At 77.7% G+C, this 18348-nt stretch carries 15 protein-coding genes and 1 pseudogene; 8 read left to right on the top strand and 8 right to left on the bottom strand.

Going from position 1 to position 18348, the window contains the following annotated elements; all coding sequences use genetic code 11:
• Positions 1–264: 264 nt before the first annotated feature.
• Entirely contained in the window at positions 265–402 is a 138-nt protein-coding gene (locus ACI8AR_RS23605; RefSeq protein ID WP_457053165.1) for a hypothetical protein, read from the bottom strand.
• A 241-nt stretch (positions 403–643) separates the two neighbouring features.
• Here ACI8AR_RS23605 and ACI8AR_RS23600 point away from each other — a divergent pair, with 241 nt between their 5' ends.
• Positions 644–2764: an MMPL family transporter gene (locus ACI8AR_RS23600; RefSeq protein WP_457053164.1), complete on the top strand. Its 2121-nt coding sequence runs from the start codon at positions 644–646 to the stop codon at positions 2762–2764.
• Positions 2765–3117: 353 nt separating this feature from the next.
• Positions 3118–3615: a hypothetical protein gene (locus ACI8AR_RS23595; protein ID WP_457053163.1), complete on the top strand. Its 498-nt coding sequence runs from the start codon at positions 3118–3120 to the stop codon at positions 3613–3615.
• 11 nt (positions 3616–3626) lie between these two features.
• Here ACI8AR_RS23595 and ACI8AR_RS23590 read toward each other — a convergent pair whose 3' ends face one another.
• Together ACI8AR_RS23590 and ACI8AR_RS23585 are read right to left on the bottom strand one after the other, a co-directional pair.
• Positions 3627–4604, bottom strand: a complete 978-nt coding sequence (locus tag ACI8AR_RS23590; RefSeq protein ID WP_457053162.1) for a permease — start codon at positions 4602–4604, stop codon at positions 3627–3629.
• Between the two features lie 72 nt (positions 4605–4676).
• Positions 4677–4841 carry a hypothetical protein gene (locus ACI8AR_RS23585; protein WP_457053161.1) on the bottom strand — a complete coding sequence of 55 codons (165 nt, stop codon included), beginning with the start codon at positions 4839–4841 and terminating at the stop codon, positions 4677–4679.
• A 294-nt stretch (positions 4842–5135) separates the two neighbouring features.
• On the opposite strand from ACI8AR_RS23585, the gene ACI8AR_RS23580 reads away from it, so the two are divergent.
• Both ACI8AR_RS23580 and ACI8AR_RS23575 read left to right on the top strand, forming a co-directional pair.
• Positions 5136–7181: a SpoIIE family protein phosphatase gene (locus ACI8AR_RS23580; RefSeq protein ID WP_457053160.1), complete on the top strand. Its 2046-nt coding sequence runs from the start codon at positions 5136–5138 to the stop codon at positions 7179–7181.
• Positions 7182–7299: 118 nt separating this feature from the next.
• On the top strand, positions 7300–8055 hold the full coding sequence (locus ACI8AR_RS23575) for a hypothetical protein (RefSeq protein WP_457053159.1): 756 nt from the start codon (positions 7300–7302) through the stop codon (positions 8053–8055).
• A 21-nt stretch (positions 8056–8076) separates the two neighbouring features.
• On the opposite strand, the gene ACI8AR_RS23570 is transcribed toward ACI8AR_RS23575, so the two are convergent.
• A complete protein-coding gene (locus ACI8AR_RS23570) occupies positions 8077–9378 on the bottom strand; it encodes an AI-2E family transporter (RefSeq protein ID WP_457053158.1) in 1302 nt (433 codons plus the stop codon).
• Between the two features lie 147 nt (positions 9379–9525).
• On the opposite strand from ACI8AR_RS23570, the gene ACI8AR_RS23565 reads away from it, so the two are divergent.
• Entirely contained in the window at positions 9526–10515 is a 990-nt protein-coding gene (locus ACI8AR_RS23565) for a rod shape-determining protein (protein WP_457053157.1), read from the top strand.
• Between the two features lie 21 nt (positions 10516–10536).
• On the opposite strand, the gene ACI8AR_RS23560 is transcribed toward ACI8AR_RS23565, so the two are convergent.
• From ACI8AR_RS23560 to ACI8AR_RS23550, 3 genes are all read right to left on the bottom strand, one after another.
• Positions 10537–13590 (bottom strand): FtsW/RodA/SpoVE family cell cycle protein, encoded by a 3054-nt coding sequence (locus ACI8AR_RS23560; RefSeq protein WP_457053156.1) that lies wholly within the window; start codon positions 13588–13590, stop codon positions 10537–10539.
• A gap of 17 nt (positions 13591–13607) precedes the next feature.
• Positions 13608–14750 carry a hypothetical protein gene (locus tag ACI8AR_RS23555; protein WP_457053155.1) on the bottom strand — a complete coding sequence of 381 codons (1143 nt, stop codon included), beginning with the start codon at positions 14748–14750 and terminating at the stop codon, positions 13608–13610.
• Positions 14751–14934: 184 nt separating this feature from the next.
• A complete protein-coding gene (locus ACI8AR_RS23550) occupies positions 14935–15198 on the bottom strand; it encodes an SHOCT domain-containing protein (RefSeq protein WP_457053154.1) in 264 nt (87 codons plus the stop codon).
• Between the two features lie 304 nt (positions 15199–15502).
• Between ACI8AR_RS23550 and ACI8AR_RS23545 the strand changes: the two genes are divergently transcribed.
• On the top strand, positions 15503–15754 hold the full coding sequence (locus ACI8AR_RS23545; protein WP_457053153.1) for a hypothetical protein: 252 nt from the start codon (positions 15503–15505) through the stop codon (positions 15752–15754).
• 26 nt (positions 15755–15780) lie between these two features.
• Here the strand turns inward: ACI8AR_RS23545 and ACI8AR_RS23540 are convergent, their stop codons facing one another.
• The gene (locus ACI8AR_RS23540) at positions 15781–17313 is read right to left on the bottom strand and encodes a serine hydrolase domain-containing protein (protein WP_457053152.1); all 1533 of its coding nucleotides are present in this window, start codon (positions 17311–17313) and stop codon (positions 15781–15783) included.
• A gap of 227 nt (positions 17314–17540) precedes the next feature.
• Here ACI8AR_RS23540 and ACI8AR_RS23535 point away from each other — a divergent pair, with 227 nt between their 5' ends.
• Together ACI8AR_RS23535 and ACI8AR_RS23530 are read left to right on the top strand one after the other, a co-directional pair.
• On the top strand, positions 17541–18005 hold the full coding sequence (locus ACI8AR_RS23535) for an Hsp20/alpha crystallin family protein (protein WP_456935408.1): 465 nt from the start codon (positions 17541–17543) through the stop codon (positions 18003–18005).
• 98 nt (positions 18006–18103) lie between these two features.
• Positions 18104–18348: pseudogene (locus ACI8AR_RS23530) on the top strand (hypothetical protein); the annotation flags it as partial.

Raw genomic sequence — 18348 nt, 5'->3', positions numbered from 1 at the left:
ACTTGGCACTGACTTTCGGCACGCTGTTGAGTTCTCAAGGAGCGGACGCGCTCGTACTCCGGCCCTCGCAGGCCCTCGTTCGAGGCGGTGACCCCACTCTAGCACCGGCTCCGCAACAGTCCGGCCCCCAGGCCGGCCCGGCGGTTTCCCGCGCCTTCCGGCCCGGTCCGTTCTCGCTCGGTGCAGGAAGAACCATACACGCCCCCGAAGAAGCTCTGCACGGGGGTCCCCCGAGGTCTGGGCCACACCCCTCACCGGGATCGGTCAGGAGGGCGGGGCGTCCTCCGCGTCGTCGTCGGACAGGTCCTGCGGCACGCCCTCGGACGGCGCGCGGTGCCGCTCCGGATCGGTCTCGCTCGCCAGCCGCTGCTCGACGTCGGGGATCTGCTCCGGTTCCGTCACAGGAGGGACTGTCCTCCCCCACTCTCTGCCCCGCAGCGCGTCCCGTGCGCCCCGTGCGGGGACCGGCGCCGGTCACGGCGGGCGAGGGGCCGGTCACGAGGGCGGGGCCCACGCCCGGTAGGGCCGCCCGGGGCGATCACCGGGGACCAACGTCGGTGACGGGCCGCCGGGCCCGTCGCTAGCGTCCGGCCCGACAGTCCCCGTCCGGGTCCGCCGGCCCGGTGTCCCGGAGGGCCCGGTCATGGGCAGGTCGTACGCGTCCCGTGTCAGTTCCCCACGGCTGAAGTGGGTCGTCCTCGTCGTCTGGCTGGCACTGGCAGCTGCGGCCGCTCCCCTGGCCGGCGGGCTCACCGGCGAGCAGGAGAACGACATCGCCGCCTGGCTGCCCCAGGACGCGGAGTCCACCCGCGTGCTGGAGCTGCAGCGCGGGCTCGGCGCGAACCCCGACCTCATCCCCGCCGTGGTCGTCTACGAACGGACGTCCGGCCTGACCGAGGAGGACCTCGCCGCCGTCCAGGAGGACGTGGGCGCCTTCGGGGAGCTCGACGCGCTGTCCGGCAGCGTGGTGGGTCCGATCCCGGCCGAGGACGGGCAGGCCGTGCAGCTCGTCGTCCCCCTGGACGTCGGGCCGGACGGGTGGGAGGCCATCGCCCCGATCGTCGACGACATCCGCGCCGAGGCGTCGCAGGCGCCCGACGGGCTCGGGACGTGGGTGACCGGGCCCGCGGGCAACGCGGCCGACTCCTCGGAGGCCTTCGCGGGGATCGACGGCACGCTGCTGTTCGCCGCGCTCGGCGTCGTCATCGTCATCCTGCTGCTGACCTACCGCAGCCCGGTCCTGTGGGTCCTGCCGATCTTCTCGGCTGTCATCGCGCTGGTCTGCGCCCAGGCGGTCGTCTACTTGCTGGCCCGGTACGCGGACCTCACCGTCAACGCCCAGAGCGCGAGCATCCTCACCGTCCTGGTCGTCGGCGCGGGGACCGACTACGCCCTCCTGCTGGTGGCCCGGTACCGGGAGGAGCTGCGGCTGCACACCGACCGGCACGAGGCGATGACCGAGGCGGTGCACCGGGCCGGCCCGGCGGTGGTGGCCAGCGCCGGCACGGTGGTCCTCGGCATGCTGTGCCTGGTCGCCGCGGAGATGAACTCGACCGCGGGCCTCGGGCCGGTGGCCGCGATCGGCGTCGCCGTCACCCTGGTCGTGCTGATGACGCTGCTGCCGGCGCTGCTGGTGATCTGCGGCCGGTGGGTCTTCTGGCCGGTCCGGCCGGCCTTCGGCAGCGCCGAGCCGAGCGCCACCGGGTGGTGGGCGCGCGTCGGGGCCTGGATCCGGCCGCGCCCCCGGGCCACCTGGATGGTCACCAGCGCGCTGCTGCTGATCGCCTGCCTCGGCGTCCTCCGGCTGGACCCGAGCGGCCTGACCCAGGCCGAGGGCTTCCGCGGGACGCCGGAGTCGATCGCCGGCGAGGAGGTCGCCGCGGAGCACTTCCCCGCCGTCGCCGGGAACCCGGTGGTCGTGGTGACGACGGCGGGCGACGCCGAGGCGGTCGCCGCCGCCGTGGCCGCGGACGACGGCATCGCCGCCGTCGCTCCACCGCAGGTCGTGGGGGACGGCGCGCTGCTCGAGGCCTCGCTGGCCGACCCGTTCGACAGCGCGGCGGCCGCCGCCACCGTCGAGCAGCTGCGCACCTCGCTCGACGACGTCGGCGACGGGCAGGCGCTGGTCGGCGGGACGACGGCGCTCAACCTCGACGTCCAGACCGCCTCGCAGCGGGACAACCGCGTCGTGATCCCGCTGATCATGCTGGTGGTGCTCGTCGTCCTGGGCCTGCTGCTGCGGGCGCTGGTCGCGCCGTTGATCCTCATCGCGACGGTGGTGCTGTCCTTCGGCGCCGCGCTCGGCCTGAGCGCCCTGGCCTTCGACTGGGTGCTCGGGGTGACTGCGACCGACAGCTCGTTCCCGCTGTTCGTCTTCGTGTTCCTCGTCGCCCTCGGGATCGACTACAACATCTTCCTGATGACCCGGGTGAGGGAGGAGTCCGCCGACCACGGCACCCGGCGGGCCGCGCTCGTCGGCCTGGCCGCCACCGGCGGCGTGATCACCTCGGCGGGCCTGGTGCTCGCGGCGACGTTCGCGGTGCTCGGCACCCTGCCGCTGACCTTCCTGACCCAGCTGGGCATCGCGGTGGCGCTGGGGGTGCTGCTCGACACGATCGTCGTTCGGTCGGTGCTGGTGACCGCGCTGACCCTCGACGTCGGCCGGTGGATGTGGTGGCCCGGCCGGCTGGCGCACCGCCTCGACGAGCCGGAGGCGCCGCCCGCGCCGGCGGCGTCGCCGTCCGAGGCGCCGGCCCGGACCTGACGCCGGCGGGACGTCCCGGCACGGCGGCGTCCCGCTCGACGGCACGGGCCTGGGGTCCCGCGGGCCCGCGGGGCAGGGTGGAGCGGCCTGCGGGACCCGCCGCGGCGGACCGGAGGAGCCCCGGGTGGAGCACGGAGGACGGCTGCGCCTCGCCGAGCAGCGCCGGGTCGTCGTCGACGACGACGACTGGGCCGGGGACCCCGACGGCCTCGTCGCCCTGGCCCACCACGTGCTGTCCCCGACCAACCGGGTGGTCGCCGTCACCAGCTCCTTCCTCGACCCGCGGTTCGGCCCGCTGGGGTCGACGGCGGAGCGGGGCTCGGCGCTGGCCCGGGAGCTGGTCGACCTGGTCGGTGGCCCCCCCGGCCGCCGGTGCACACCGGCGCGGAGGGCCCCTTCGACGGCGTGCCGGCCTCGGCGGCGTCGGCGGCGATCGTGGCGTCGGCGGCGATCGTGGCGTCGGCGGCGATCGTGGCGTCGGCGGCGATCGTGGCGTCGGCGGCGATCGTGGCGCAGGCGCGGCGGGACGACGACCTGCCGGGGCCGCCGAGGACGACCGGGACACCGACCCCGCCGCCGCCGAGCTCGAGCACGACCTCGGAGACAGCGGCCGGGTCGGCCGGTGGCTGTGGACCCGCTTCCGCGAGCTCCCGCTGCCCGACTGGAGCCCGCTCGGCGGCGTCTGGCATCTCGGCGACAGCCCGCCGGTGCTGGTCACCGCGCTCGACGACGAGTCGAGCACCTGGACCGGGACGGCGGGCGGGACGCGGCGGTTCTACACCGACGTCGACACCCGGCTGCTGTCCGGCGACGTGCTGGCGCGGCTGCGCCTGCACGAGGCCCGGGCCTGACCGGCGGGTCCTCAGCCGGTGAGCACGGTCAGCACGGCGCCGCCCACGAGCCCGCCCCCGGCGACGACGGCGGCAGTGAGGGCGGTGGTCCGCCAGCCGAGGGCCCGGCCGACCATCGCGATCCCGGGCACGCTGACCGCGGGCAGGGTGAGCAGCAGGGCGCCGACGCCACCGAGTGACAGCCCGGCCAGCGCCAGGCCCTGCAGCACGGGGATCTCTCCCCCGGTCGGCAGGACGAGCAGGGTGCCGACGACGGCGGCCAGCACCACCACGAGGGGGCCGGCGCCGAGCGAGCCGTCGACGAGCGGCACCAGCCAGCCGCGGAACGCGCCGACGGCGAGGACCACGAGCAGGTACTCGGGGACGAGGGTGACCAGCAGCCGCAGCAGGGTCCGCGCGAACCGCTCCGGCGCCGACGACGCCCAGCTGCCGGCCGGCTCGGGGTCCGCGGGCAGGTCCCCGGCGGGGACGGCGCGGCGGTCGGCCGGCCGGGCCACCAGCGCCGCGCCGCCGACGACGACCAGCACCCCGACGAGCAGCCGGGTGGCCGTCCACTGCCAGGGCGCCACCAGCGCGAGGAAGACCAGCACCGCCGGGTTGAGCAGCGGGTTGCCCAGCCAGTACGCGACGACCGCGGCGGTGCCCACGCCGTCGCGGCGCAGCGTCGCCGCCACCGGGGCGGTGCAGCAGGTGCACATCATCGACGGGATGCTCACCAGCCCGCCGACGGCGGCGGACCCCAGCCTGCTGCGGCGGTCGAGCACCCGCAGCAGCCAGGCGCGCGGGACCAGCGCCTGCACCGCCGCGCTGATCAGGAGGGCCGCGACCAGCGCCTTCCAGACCGCGGCGAGGTAGGTGCCGGCGAAGGTCGTCGCCGCGTGCCAGGTCGGCGGGTCGCCCGGCTCGACGCCGCCCACGGCGAGGGTGCTGCCGCCGTCCCAGGTGTGGGTGGCGCCCAGCGACGCGGCCTCTCGGCTCGTCGTCGCCACGGCCGGGATCCGACCGGCCGCGGCCCGCAGCGCGGTGGCCGCATGCCGGGGCCGGCGCGCGGACCGGGGTCGTCAGCCTCCCGCGGTCCGCGCCGGGTCCGGGGAGCCCGCGACCGGCGGGCGGGTGCCGTCCAAGGCCGCGAGCTCCTCGTCGCGGCTGGTCACCGCGCGGGCCAACGCGACGACCAGGGCCAGCTCCAGCACCAGGCCCAGCACGGTGAGCACCACCCAGCCCACGGCGGCCTCCCGGGTCCCGTCGTCCGGGCGGCTCAGGACGGGGACCGCTCGACGCGGCCGTGCACGGGTGGGCCGGGGCGGTGACCGCTGGTCATGCGCCCATGGTCGGGACGCGGCGGCGTCCCGCCTCACCCCCGGCGGGGGATCCCGGCGGCCCGGGGCGCACCGCCGCTGTGGGCTCGGCCACACCCGGCGCGGAACGGGCCCGGGCGATGCGTGAACCGGGCCGCGGCCCGGGTAAGCGCGGGGCCCGCGGTGCGACCGCCCCGGGTCGGAACTGCGATGGGTGACGGTGTGACCGACCACGGCGGAGCGGACGCCGACGCGACCGGCAGGGCGCCCGCGGACGGCGTCCCCGGGCCGGACGCCGAGGAGCAGCTGGCGCGCACGGTCGGGGACGCCGGCGTCGTCCGCGCCGCGTTCGACCAGGTGCCGCTGATCCTCGCCGTCTACGCCGGGCCCGAGCACACCGTGGTGGCGACCAACGCGGCGATGCGGTCGTTCTTCGGCCGGGACGAGCTGGTCGGGGCGCCGATCCGGTCGGCGCTGCCGGAGCTGGCGGGGCAGCACGTCTTCGAGCTGATCGACGAGGTGTACGCCACCGGCCGCAGCCGGGTGGCGCGGGAGTGGCGGCTGCAGGTCGACCTCGGCGGCACCGGCGAGCTGCAGGAGGTCTACCTCGACTTCCACATGGCGCCGACGCGCGCCGTCGACGGGCGGGTGAGCGGCGTGGCCACCTACGCCTACGACGTCACCGAGTCCGTGCGGGCCCGGCAGGCCGCCCAGGAGCAGGCCGCCGACGCCGAGCGGCGGGCCCGCGACGCCCGCGACGTGGTCACCGCGCTGCAGGAGGCCCTGCTGCCCACCGACCTGCCGGTGCTGCCCGGCGCCCGGATCGCCGCCCGGTACCTGGTGGCCGACCGCGACCAGGTGGCCGGCGGGGACTGGTTCGACGCGATCCCGCTGCCCGGCGGCAGCGTCGCGCTCGTCGTCGGGGACGTCGTCGGGCACGGGGTCGCGGCGTCGGCGGCGATGGGCCAGCTGCGGGCGGTGCTCTCCGATGCGCTGGTCACCGGCGCCGGGCCGGCCCGGGCGCTGGCCCGCGCGGACGCGTTCGCCGCGCGCAGCCCGCGGCTGCGGGCCACGACCGTGGCGCTGGTCGTGCTCGACCCGGCCACCGGCGACCTCGTCTACGCCTGCTGCGGGCAGCCCCCGCCGGTGGTCGTCGCCCCCGACGGGTCCACCCGCTTCCTCGCCGACCTCGGCGGCGAGCCGCTGGGCACCGGCGTCCCCGGCACCGCGCCGGCGCTGTCGCGCGGCACGCTGGCGCCCGGGGAGCTGGTGCTGCTCTACAGCGACGGGCTGGTCGAGCGGCCGCACCGCAGCATCGCCGACGGCATGGCGGAGCTGGCGAAGGTGGCCTCCGACGCCGCGACCGGGCAGGCGCCCCTCGGCGCCCGCGGCGGCCCGGCCGAGCGGGTCTGCCGGCTGACCGTCGAGCTGCTCACCCGCACCGGCTACGACGACGACGTCACCACCCTCGCCGCCCACCGCCTGCCCGAGCCGGTGCCCGCGCTGCACGCCGGGACGACCACCGACCACGGCGGCATCCGCGGGCTGCGGCGCACCGTCGACGCGTGGCTGGACGGGCTCGACCCGGCCGACGACGACCGCGACGCCGTCGAGCTGGCGATGTGGGAGGCGATCGCCAACGCCGTCGACCACGCCTACCCGCCGGGGCTGCCCGGGCCGGTCCGGGTGGACGCCGCCCTGCTGCCCGACGGCGTGCTGGAGTGCCGCGTCACCGACGAGGGCAGCTGGCGCGACCCGGACCCGAGCGTCACCCACCGCGGCCGGGGGCTGCTCATGGCCCAGCAGCTCACCGACTCCCTGCACGTGTCGCGCGGCGCCGGCGGCCCGGCCGACGCCGGCACGGTGGTCACGCTGCGGCACCGGCTGCACCGGCCGGCGATGCTCGGCTCCGACGTCGGCCGCGACGCCGCGCCCGTCGCCCGCCCGCCGTTCGCCGTCGACGTCGCCCCGGGCGGTGGGGACGGCAGGCCGGCCTCCCGCGACGTGCGGCTGCGGGTGTCCGGGCCGGTGGACGTCACCTCGGTCGAGGCGCTGTCCCGGCAGCTGGCCGCGGCCTCCCGCGGCGGGGTGCTGCCGCTGACCGTCGACCTCAGCGAGGTGACGCTGCTCGCCAGCGCCGGCGTGCAGGCGCTGCACCGGATGCGCGACCAGCTCGCCGGGCACGGCCACGCGCTGACCCTCGTCGCGCCGCCCGGCAGCGCCGCCCGCGCCGTCCTCGACCTCGTGCACCTGCCCGCCACAGGCTGACCCGGGGGCCGCCGAGGACCGGGGCGGGGCGCCCCGCCGCGGCCGCGGCGTCCCCGTGGCGGCGGCGGGCACGGCACGATCGCGGGAGGCGGTCGCAGCCACGCGCGCGGGAGGTGCCGTGGAGCTGGAGCTGGAGGTCCTGCCCGTGGTCAGCGGGCGGCGCGAGCTCGTCGCCTGGCTGGTGCTCGGCTTCCTGGTGACCTTCCTCGTCACCCGGTTCGTCACGCACGCCATCCGCCTCGGCCGCGGGCCGTTCCGGGACGCCAGCGTCGGCGGGGTGCACCTGCACCACGAGGTCTACGGGATCTTCCTGCTGCTGGTCACCGGGACCGTCGAGTTCACCTACCGCCCCGAGGGGGCCGGCGCGGTCCCGGTCGCGGTGCTCTTCGGCGCCGGCGCGGCCCTGACCCTCGACGAGTTCGCCCTGTGGCTGCACCTGGAGGACGTGTACTGGTCCCGGGAGGGCCGCAGCTCGGTGGACGCGGTGCTCATCGCGCTGGTCGTCGGCGTCCTGCTGCTGGCCGGCGCCAACCCGTTCGACGCCGACGACGCCGACAGCGAGGCCGCGCTCGCCCTGACTGTGGCGGTCAACCTGGTGTTCGCGCTGGTCGCCGTCCTCAAGGGCCGCGTCGTGCTCGGCGTGGTGGGGGTGTTCGTGCCGCTGGTCGCGCTGGTCGGCGCGGTGCGGCTGGCCCGGCCGGCGTCCCCGTGGGCCAGGCGCCGCTACGCGCCGGGCAGCCCCCGCGCCGAGCGCGCGCTGCGCCGGTTCCCGCCGGGCCGGCGCAACCGCTGGGACGGCCTGGTCGACCTGTTCGCCGCCGTGCCGCGGTCCACGCCGGCCACGGCGGCCCCGGGCACCCCCGCCGCCGGCTGACCGCCGGCGGGCCGTCCCGGGTCAGTGCGGAGGCCTCCGCAGCCGCCACCGGCGCGGCCGGGGGCGGGGCGCGGCCGGGGCGTCGTCCACGACCAGCTCGTAGCGCCGCCCGTAGGTCTCCACCACCGACTCGACGGCGGCGACGACCGGGATGGCCACCAGCGCGCCCATGGGCCCGAGCAGGCTCACCCCGACGATCACCGAGCCGAGGGCGACCGCCGGGTGCACGTGCACCGTGCGCGCGGTGATCCGCGGCCCGACGAGGTAGTTCTCCACCTGCTGGTAGACGGTGCCGAAGACCACGACCCACAGCGCGTCCGACGGCTGCCCGGCCAGCGCCACGACCGCCGGCAGGCCGATCGCGAGGTAGGTCCCCACGGTGGGGATGAACTGCGACACCAGGCCGGTCCACAGCGCGAGCGGCAGCCAGAACGGCACGCCGAGCACCGCCAGGAACACCGCGGTGACGAACGCGCTGAGCAGGGCCAGCAGGAACCGGGAGAACACGAAGCCGCCGGTCTTCTCCACCGCGATCTCCCAGACGGTGGCGATCACCCGTTGCTGGCGGGGCGGGAAGCGGCGGGAGACGGTGTCCCGCAGCGCGGGGGCCTGCGCGGACATGTAGAAGGCGAACAGCAGGAACGTCAGCGTCTGGAAGATCGCGCCGATCACCGTCGTCACGAACCCGAGGACGCCCGGGGTGAGGTCCTCGACGACCTGCTGGACCCGCTCGGGGGTGAGCTGGAGGGAGTCGACGACGTCGGCGGCCTGCAGCTGGGTGCCGAAGGTCCGGTTGACCGCGTCCACCAGGCTGCGGACGACGTCGGGCAGCGAGGTGACCAGCCCGGCGAGCTGGTCGACCAGCAGGGTGCCGAACGCGGCGACCAGGCCGATCGCGAGGAGCACCACGGCGAGCATCACCAGGCCGGTGGCGGCCCCGCGGCGCAGTCCCCGGCGGGTGAGGGCGTGCACGGCCGGCTCGATGCTGATCGAGAACATCCAGGCGAGGAACACCAGGCCGAGGAAGTTCCGCAGGTGGGTGAACGACCAGGCCGCCACCTGGTAGGCGGCGACGGCGAGCAGCACCAGGAGCAGGACCCGGCGCAGCCACGGCGGTTCGGCACCCCAGCGGCCGGGGGACGCGCCGTCGGCCTGGACGGGGGGCGTGACGGGCGGCGTGACGGGCGGCGTGACGGGCGGCGTGACGGGCGGCGTCACCGGGGGCGCGGCAGCGGGCGGCGTCACCGGCGGCGCGGCAGCGGGCGGCGGGGCGGCCGGCACCTCGCGCCCGGCGGCCCCGTCGGGCTCCCCACTCCCCGGCACGGTGGCACGGTAGAGGGGACCGGGACCTCCGGCACAGGGCGGAGGTCCGCGGTCGGCAGGACCTCCGTCGGGGCGCGCCGGGGCATCTGGACCGGACCCGGGCCCGCCGCCAGACTGTCCGGGCACCCGGGGGTCAGGAGGCACCGCGTGGAGCTCGGGATCGATCTCGGCACCGCCACCACCGTCGTGAGCGACGTGCGCCGCGGGATCCTCTACGACGAACCGACCGTCATGCTCGTGCGCCGCGGCAGCGGCCGCCGCGACCGGGTGCTGGCCGTCGGCCGGGAGGCCGCCGACCTGCTCGGCCGCGCGCCGTCCCGGTACGCCGCGGTGCGCCCCCTCGACGACGGCGTGGTCACCGACCTCGAGACCACCCGGACCTACCTGCGCGCGGTGCTGCGGGCGGCGGGCCAGCGGCTGTGGCGGATGCCCGTCCGCGCGGTGGTCACGGTGCCGGTCGGGTCCAGCGCCCTGGAGCACCGGGCGCTGCTGGAGGCCGCCGAGGAGGCGGGCATCCGGCCGGTGACCGCGCTGGACGAGGCGGTCGCCGGCGCCGTCGGCTGCGGCCTCGACCCGCTGGAGCGGCGGGTGCACATGGTCGTCGACGTCGGCGGCGGGCGGGCCGAGGCGGTCGCGTTCTGCTACGGCGGCGTGCTCGCCTCCCGCACCAGCAAGACCGGCGGCGAGGAGATGACGCTGGCCGTCGCCCGGTTCCTGCGCGAGCAGCACCAGCTGCTGGTCGGCGACCTGGAGGCGGAGGCGCTCAAGGTCCAGCTCTCCTCGGCCGGGGACGAGCCGCTCGTCGTCCAGGGCCGGGACGGCGTCACCGGCCGGCCGCGGCTGGCCACCGTCCCGGCGGCGGAGGTGACCGAGGCGCTGCGCCCGGTGGTCGACGACATCGTCCGGACCCTGGCGCCCTGCCTGGACGACCTCCCGCCGCAGGCGATCGCCGACGTGATGGGCGAGGGCGTGCTCGTCTTCGGCGGGTCCTCCCTGCTCCCCGGCCTCCCGCAGGAGCTGGAGCGGGTGCTCGGCCTGCCGGTCAAGTTGGCCGAGGAGCCGCTGACCTGCGTCGCCGACGGCGCCGCCCGGGCGCTGCGCAACCGGGCGCTGCTGTCGGCCTACGGCCGCCGCTGACCCGCCGGGCGCCGCCGACCGTCAGGGGGCCTGCACCGGCTCGGTCGCGAGGACGTCGGCCCGGTGGTCCAGGTAGTGGCGCAGGCCCGCGGACACGACGTCCTTGGCGTTGTTGGCCCCCGTCCCCGGCCCCTGCACCATCGCCGTCACGACGATCTCCGGGGCGTCCATCGGGGCGGCGACGGTCAGCCAGTTGTCGTACTCGTCGTCGCGCAGCCCGCCGTCCTGGGCCGTGCCGGTCTTGCCGCCGACCGGGGCCGGCAGGCCGGCGAGCCGGACGGCCGTCCCGCTGGTGACGGCGTCGCGCATGCCCTCGCGCACCGGGCCCAGCTCGGCGGCGTACGGCAGCGGCGCGGGGGCCGGCGTGGGGACGGCGGTGTGCGCCCCCTGCGTCCCGATCGACATGCCCAGCCGCGGGGTGACCAGGGACCCGGTGCTGAGCGCGGCGGTCCACCGGGCGTTCTGCAGCGGCGTCACCGTGATCTCGCCCTGGCCGATGCCGAGGATGACGGTGGACCCGCCGTACCAGGTGCCGCCGTCGGCCTCCACGGACTCCGGCGTGCCGAGGTACCCGGCCGACTCGCCGGGCAGGTCGATGCCGGTGCGCCGGCCGACGCCGAGCGACTGCGCGGTGTCGATCATCGCCTCGGGGCCGAGCGCGACGGCGAGCTTGTAGAAGTACACGTCGTTGGAGATGGCGATCGACTCACGCATGTCCATCGGCCCCATCGGCCGCCAGTTGCCGAAGGTGTGCCCGCCGTAGGTGAAGCTGCCCCCGGTCGGGATCACCTGGCCGGGGTCCCACACCCGGTGGGCCTGGTTGGCCGCGGCGACGACCAGCTTGAACGTCGACCCGGGCGGCGCGACCGCCTGCGTGACGTGCTCGAGCGTCGGTGACCCCGGCGCCGAGGCGAGGGCGTCCAGCGCGCCGCGGTCGGCCGGCGGGCCGTAGACGTTGTTGTCGAACGACGGGGCGCTGGCGATGGCGAGCACGTGCCCGGTGCGGGGGTCCATCGCGACGGCGGCGCCGATCTTGCCCTGCGGCCGGGGCTGGGCGCGCAGCGCGGCGGCCAGCCCGGCGGCGAGCTGCCGCTGCAGGCCGAGGTCGAGCGCCAGCCGCAGGTCGGCGCCGGGCACGGGCTCCACGCGGCCGGCCAGCGCGACGGGCACGCCCGCCGGGTCCACGTACACGCACTGGCGCCCGTTGGTGCCGCGCAGCACCGCGTCGTACTCCAGCTCCAGGCCGGCCCGGCCGACGATCTCGCCGTTGGGCAGCCCGGACCAGCGCTCCTCCGCCTCGGGGGTGGCCACGCCGACGAAGCCGAGGACCGGGCCGAGCAGCGCCCCCTCCGGGTACCAGCGGCGGGGCTCCTGGACGACGAGCACGCCGGTGATCCCGGCGGCGGCGATGGTGTCGCCGACGGCCCGGGGCACCTCGGCCACCGGCAGCGACAGCGTGGTGGCCTCCGCCGCGTCGAGCTGGGCCTGCAGCTCGGCGGGCGGGCGGGCGGTCAGGACGGCGAGCCGCTCGACGGCCGCGGCGTCGTCGCGGACGAGGGCGGGCACCGCGAGCACCCGGTCGACGCCGGTGCCGGCGGCCGCGGCGTCGAGGGCCAGCGGGGCGTCGTGCCGGTCGGTGATGGCGCCGCGGGGCGCGGGCAGCCGGATGCAGCGGGTCATCTGCTCCTCGCCGGCGAGCGTGAGCTCCTCGCCCCGGGTGACCTGCATCCGCCAGCCGTAGAGCCCGAAGGCGACGAGCAGCACGGAGAGGGCGGCCGCGGCCAGCCGGAGCAGCCGGGGGCGCGGGTTGCGCCGGCTCGGCGCCGCCCACAGCCGCCGGCGGGCGCTGTCCCGGCGGACGCCCAGCACGACGCCGATCGCGGCCAGGTGCACGACCAGCGCCGTCCCGCCGTAGCTGAGCAGCGGGAACGGCACGCCGGCCAGGGGCAGCAGCCCGAGGTTGGCCCCGATCGACACGACGGTCTCGACGCCCATGAGGATCGCCAGCCCGCCGCCGACCAGCGCGGCCTGCGGCGTGCGCGCCCGCCGGGCGGCCAGCGCGAGCCGCCAGACGAGGACGACGACGGCGAGCACCACCGCGGCGCCCGCGACCAGGCCCCACTGCCCGACCAGGCTGGCCGGCGCGAGGTCGGTCTGCCCCTCGGGCAGGTACTCGGCGCGCAGCTCGCGCAGCGGGTCGCCGGCCCGCCCGGTCAGCCCGCCGGAGGCGACGGCGATGTGCGCCTGCCGCAGCGCCCAGCCCGAGCCGGTCGGCGACTCGTGCGCGCCGACCAGGAAGGTGCCCAGGCGCTGCAGCTGGTAGGGCTGCAGCAGGCTGATCATCAGCGGCGCGGAGACCACGGCCGCGGCGCCCAGCGGCAGCAGGAAGCGCGCGGGCACCCGGCCGAGGACGAGCATCGACCCGGTGAGGACGACCAGCAGCATGGTGGTGCTCAGGTCCGGCTGGAGCAGGGTGAGCGCGATGGGCACCACCGCCAGCAGCACGGCGAGGCCGAAGCGCCGCCAGGCCGGCCGACCGGAGCCGAGGACGGCGGCGAGGACCAGCAGCAGCCCCAGCTTGGCCAGCTCGGAGGGCTGGAAGGTGACCGCGCCCAGGACGAACCAGCGGGTGGCGCCCTTGACCGTCACCCCGACCGTGAGGACGCCGACGAGGAAGACGACGGCCGCCACGTAGGACACCCAGCCCAGCACGCCGAGGTACCGGACGCGGACCCGCCAGAAGGCCGCGAGGGCGAGGATGCCCCCGGCGGCGATCAGGCCCTGGCGCAGCGCGAGGTCGTGCGCGCCGATCAGGTACAGGTTGGCCAGCCCCAGCCCGACCAGGGCGAGGGCGGCGACCACGGCGAGCAGGTCGAACAGGGCGCTGCGGCGCTCCCGGCGCTCCTCCCGGGTCCGGCCCCGTCCGCCCTCGGCGGCCGGCAGCCCGCCCGGCTCGAGCGGGGAGTCCTCCGGGACGGCCCACAGCACGCGGCGCTGGCGGCGGCTCCACCGCCGGCCCGCCCGGCGGTCCCCCGCGTCGTCGTCCGGCCGGCCGGGGGGCACCGAGTACGGCATGCGGCTCTCCCGTCGGGTCAGCGGGTGCGGAGCTCGGGTGGGCAGGAGCCCACGGACAGCGGCGCGGAGGCCGCGGTCGCGGGCGAGTCGGTGACGGCCAGGACCGCGACGGCCGGCAGGGGCGGCAGCGCGACGACGCCGACGGCCTCGGCCCGCTCCCCTCCCGGCGGGACGGCGATCGTGCCGCCCGGCGCGGTGGACGTGTCGCCGGTGCAGCGGTCGACGAGCAGGTAGGACCAGGTCACCCGCTGCTCCGCGGCGTCGGGGACCAGCCGCACCTGCACCCGCACCGTGCACGGCTGCCCCGGCTCGCACGCGTCCAGGCCGCGCAGGTCGACCGCGGCCACGCTGCCGGCCGACGCCGGGGCCGGCGGGGTGACCGGCACGCCGTCGGGCGTCGGCTCCGCGGTCGGCTCGACGCCGCTGCGCCCGGCGTCCAGGAGCACGTCGACGTCGGCGGCGATCTCGTCCCGCAGCAGGACCACCTCCGTCGTGACCGCCGCGGCCAGCACCACGACCGAGAGCAGCCACGCCCCGACCCGCCGCGCGGTGCGGGAGGTCTCGCGCCGGACCGGGCGTGACACGGTTCCGCGGGCGGCGGCCGACGCGGCCGCGCCGACCGGCCCGCCCGCCGCGATGGACCGCACCAGCGCGCCCAGCTCGGCGCGGACGGCGCCGCGGTCGATCGCCGCGGCGGCCTCGGCGGCCCGCCGCGCGACGGGCGGGACGCCGGCGTCCGGCAGGGCCGCCACCGCGGCGTCGACCGCGTCCAGCAGCGGGTCCTCCGCCTCCGCCGCCCCGGGACGGGACCGGGCGGTGGCCGCGACGTCGGTGAGGACCGCGGCGACGGCGGGACCGGCCGGGGTGGCGGAGGGGTGGAGGACCACCTGCCCGTCGGTCCCCACCGCGAGCCGGTCCAGGAGCCCGCGGCCGGCGGTCCCGGTGTCCGGCACCGGCAGCTGCGCCGCCTGCTCCAGCACGCCGGCGGACAGCTCGAGGGCCTGCGGCGCGGTGAGCCGGGCGAGGGCGAGCAGGCGGGTGAGCGCGACGCTGCCGGGGGGTGCCGGGGGTGGGGCGGACGGCCGCTGCTGGGCCGGAGGGGGAGGCGTGGAGCCGTCGTCGAGGCCCCCGGACGCCCGTTCGATCGTCAGGTCTGCCACTGACTGTCACCCGCCCATCCGCGTGCTCAGGATGTCCCCCGGGTCCGGCCCGCCCAGGCTGGTGCACGGAGCCCCCGGCTGTCACCGGGTCGCCGCACGGCGTCGCACCGGAACCGGCGCGTCGCGCTGGAGGACCGGCGCGTCGCGGCCGGGTTCCCCCGGTCCCGGGGGTGCTGCGCCGGTCTCAGCCCGGGGTCCGCGGGGCGGAGTTCCGACCGCGCAGCGCCGCCAGCCGGCTGCGGTACTCGTCCTCGCCGATCTCCCCGCGCGCGAGACGCTCGGCCAGCAGCTCCTCGGCCGTCGGCCGCGGCGGGGCGGGCGGCGGCTGTCCGCCCGTCCGCATGAGCGCCCGGAACAGGCCCACCACCACGGCGATGAGCAGCACGGCGCTGGCGGTCAGGGTGAACCAGCCCCAGCCGCTCATGTGGTCCCAGCCGTACCAGCCCATGGCCGTCCGCCTCCTCGCCGGCGCGTCCTGCTCCCGCCCCGCGACGTCACCGTCCCGGGCCGGCGCGGTCCGCTCCAGGGGCGGTGGCCCCTCCCGGCCGCGGGCGGAGTGCCCTGTCCACCGCGGGCCGCGGGACCGCACGGCGACGCCGGCCGGCCCGCCGGCGGCAGCGCGTCCCCGGGGCCACCGCTCCCGCCGGGGACCGTCCGGCCGTCCGGAGGGTCTTCCGCCCCTGCCCGCGGCCTCCCGTCCAGGGTCACCGTGACCCTGCAGGGCGAGGCCGTCGGAGCGGGAGGAGACCGCGATGCAGGACGGGAGCACGTCGCGACTGCGGGACGAGCTGCGGCAGGTGGAGGCGGAGATCGAGCGGACCCGGCGGGCGGCGCAGGAGAGCCGCGCCTGGGTCGGGCAGCGCGCCGAGGGTGCCACCGATCCCGAGGACAGGAGCGCCGCCATCGCGGAGGCCGAGCTCCAGGAGGCGCTGCTCGGCGTCCTGACCCGCCGCCGCGACCGGCTGCTCGACCGCGTGCGCGCCCTCGACGCAGCGGCGGGGTGAGCCGGTCCGCCCCTGCTGCGCCGGGCTCAGCCTCCCCGGTGCCGCGGCCACGACCGGCCGACGGCGAGCGCCGCCCCGGCGGCCGCGGCCGCCCCGAGCCACCGGCGCGGGTCCTGCCGGTCCGGCCGCCTCGCGAACGACATCAGGTCGAAGACCAGCCGCGGCGGGTCCTCCTCGGTGAACACCACCCGGGTGGTCCGGCCGTACTCCGGGGTCTGGACCCGGAACACGCGCGGGTCGCCGGGGTCGTCGGGGTGGAGCACCATCGCGCGGGGCAGGACGCGGGCCGGGGTCAGCGGGACCAGCACCAGGCGGCCGCGGCGGACGGACACCCCGAACCCCGCGCCCGCGAGCAGGTGCGGGAAGACGTCCGTCACCGGACCGGCGTCCGGCGCGTACCAGCCGCACAGGTCCGGCCACACCTCCGGGTGGGGGACGACGTCGTCCCGGGCCCGGTCCTCCGGCAGCCCGAGCAGGAGGCGGAGCAGCGCGCCGGCCAGCGGCTCCGCGGCGCCGCGGCCGTCGAGCGCGCCGGTGTTGGTGAGCACGACGACGCCGGTAACCGCGTCCGGGGCCATGTCGAGGGCGGACAGGAACCCCGCGAGGATGCCGCCCTTGCCGACGAGTGCGCGGCCCCCCTCCTCGTGCGGCTCGAAGCCCAGGCCCATGCCCGCCGCCCGCGGGTCGGGCCGGAAGTGCGGCCGGACCATCGACGCGACCGACTCCGCGCTCAGCACGCGGCCGTGCTCGTTCGCCCCGCCGTGCAGCACCGCCGCGACGTAGCGGGCCAGGTCCCTCGCGGTGGAGTACGCCCCGCCGCCCCCGGGTGTCGGCACCTCCCGGTGCCGGACCGCCTCCGGCCCGCGCCGGCGCAGCACGTACCCGGTGGCCAGGGCCGAGCGCAGCCGGCCGTCGAGGACGAGGGCGGTGTCGGTCATGCCCAGCGGACGGAAGACGTGCTCGCGCAGGTACCGGTCGAGCGCCTCCCCGGAGACGTCCTCCACCAGCTGCCCCAGGACGGCGAAGCCGTGGTTGCTGTAGGCCCACCGCGTCCCCGGCTGCACGTCGACGGGCAGCCCGCCGCGGTAGTAGTCGGCGAGCGGGACGACGCCCCGGGCGACGAGGCCCGAGCCGGCGCCGGGGTGGAGCAGCAGGTCCGAGCCCCGCCGCCAGTAGCCGATCCCGCCGGTGTGGGTCAGCAGGTGGCGCACCGTGGGCTGGGCGATGCCGGCCCGGGCGGGGACGAGGCGGACGGCCCGCAGGTGGTCCGCGGCCGGTGCGTCCAGGTCCACCAGGCCCCGCTCGGCCAGCTGCACCACCGCGACCGCCGTCATCGTCTTGGTCAGCGAGCCGATCCGGAACACGGTGTCCTCCCCGACCGGCCGGCCGGAGGCGACGTCGGCGACGCCGGAGCAGAGGAACCGCGGGGCTGCGTCCCCGCGCACGAGCGCGACCGCGAGCCCGGCCGAGGGCCATCGGCCGAGCGTCCGCGCCACGGTGCGGCGGAGGTCGGGCTCCGCCAGGGCCGTCGTGCCGGGGTCCACGTGCAGGGTGGTCATCGGACTGCTCCCGTCGGGAGACGAGCAGGTCGGCGCCCTCCAGCGTCGGCGGCGCCGGCGCCCCGGGCGAGGACCGGACGTCCCGCGGGGGCACCGCCGTCGGTCCCGCCCGGGCGGGGCGGGGTCGACGGACCCGCGGTGCGGGACCTCCGCCCCTGCTCGCCGGAACGGGGCCCTCGGCACGGTGGTGGGGTCCCCGTCCGATCCACCACCGAGGAGACGACCTCATGACCACCCTGCAGGAACGGGACAAGCGCACCCTCGAGTCGCCGTGGAGCCGGCTGGACCGCCTGTTCGACGAGTGGATGCGGACCATGCCGATGCGCCGGCTGCTGGGCGAGGGCCCCGGCGAGGAGGTCATCCGCGTCGACGAGTACCGCGACGACGACACCCAGGTCATCCGCGCCGAGCTGCCCGGCATCGACCCCGACCGGGACGTCCAGCTCACCATCTCGAACGGGATGCTCCGCATCGACGCCGAGCGCCGGATCGAGGAGGAGACCCAGCAGAAGGGCTTCACCCGGCACGAGATGCGCTACGGCAGCTTCACCCGCACCCTCCCCCTCGCCGAGGGCGCGACCGAGGACGACATCCACGCCGAGTACAAGGACGGTGTCCTCGAGATCCGGGTGCCGGTCGCCCGGCGGCCGGTGGAGACCGGCCCGAAGAAGATCCCGGTCTCGCACGGCTGACCCGCACGGGCGTCGCCGGGAGGGGTCCGTCCCCTCCCGGCGACACCGGCCGGACACGTCCCCTTGTCGGCCGGGGCGGGCTCCGGGACCCTCGACACGTGGACGCGCCGGACCCGCGGCCCACCGTCGAGCCGCCCCACGACGAGCCCCCCTCCACCGCGGCGGCCCGGAGGGCGCCGGACCCGCGGCCTCCGGAGGGCGCCCGGACCCCACACGACCGGGCCTCCGCTGCTCGCGCCCGGGGGCGCGCGCAGCGGCGGCGGCCGCGGGCCCAGGCCCCCCCGGTGGCCGCCACCGAGGACAGCCTCGCCGGCACCCTCCACGGCATGGCCGCCGAGGCGCG

Source organism: Geodermatophilus sp. SYSU D01036 (genome assembly GCF_054050435.1).
This window is presented reverse-complemented; position numbering and strand designations above follow the sequence as displayed.

Bases quoted from the DNA above. Each gene is read 5' to 3' on its own strand.
- ACI8AR_RS23600 (WP_457053164.1), top strand. From the start codon at position 644: ATGGGCAGGTCGTACGCGTCCCGTGTCAGTTCCCCACGGCTGAAGTGG.
- ACI8AR_RS23560 (WP_457053156.1), bottom strand. From the start codon at position 13,590: ATGCCGTACTCGGTGCCCCCCGGCCGGCCGGACGACGACGCGGGGGAC.
- ACI8AR_RS23550 (WP_457053154.1), bottom strand. From the start codon at position 15,198: ATGGGCTGGTACGGCTGGGACCACATGAGCGGCTGGGGCTGGTTCACC.
- ACI8AR_RS23545 (WP_457053153.1), top strand. From the start codon at position 15,503: ATGCAGGACGGGAGCACGTCGCGACTGCGGGACGAGCTGCGGCAGGTG.
- ACI8AR_RS23540 (WP_457053152.1), bottom strand. From the start codon at position 17,313: ATGACCACCCTGCACGTGGACCCCGGCACGACGGCCCTGGCGGAGCCC.
- ACI8AR_RS23535 (WP_456935408.1), top strand. From the start codon at position 17,541: ATGACCACCCTGCAGGAACGGGACAAGCGCACCCTCGAGTCGCCGTGG.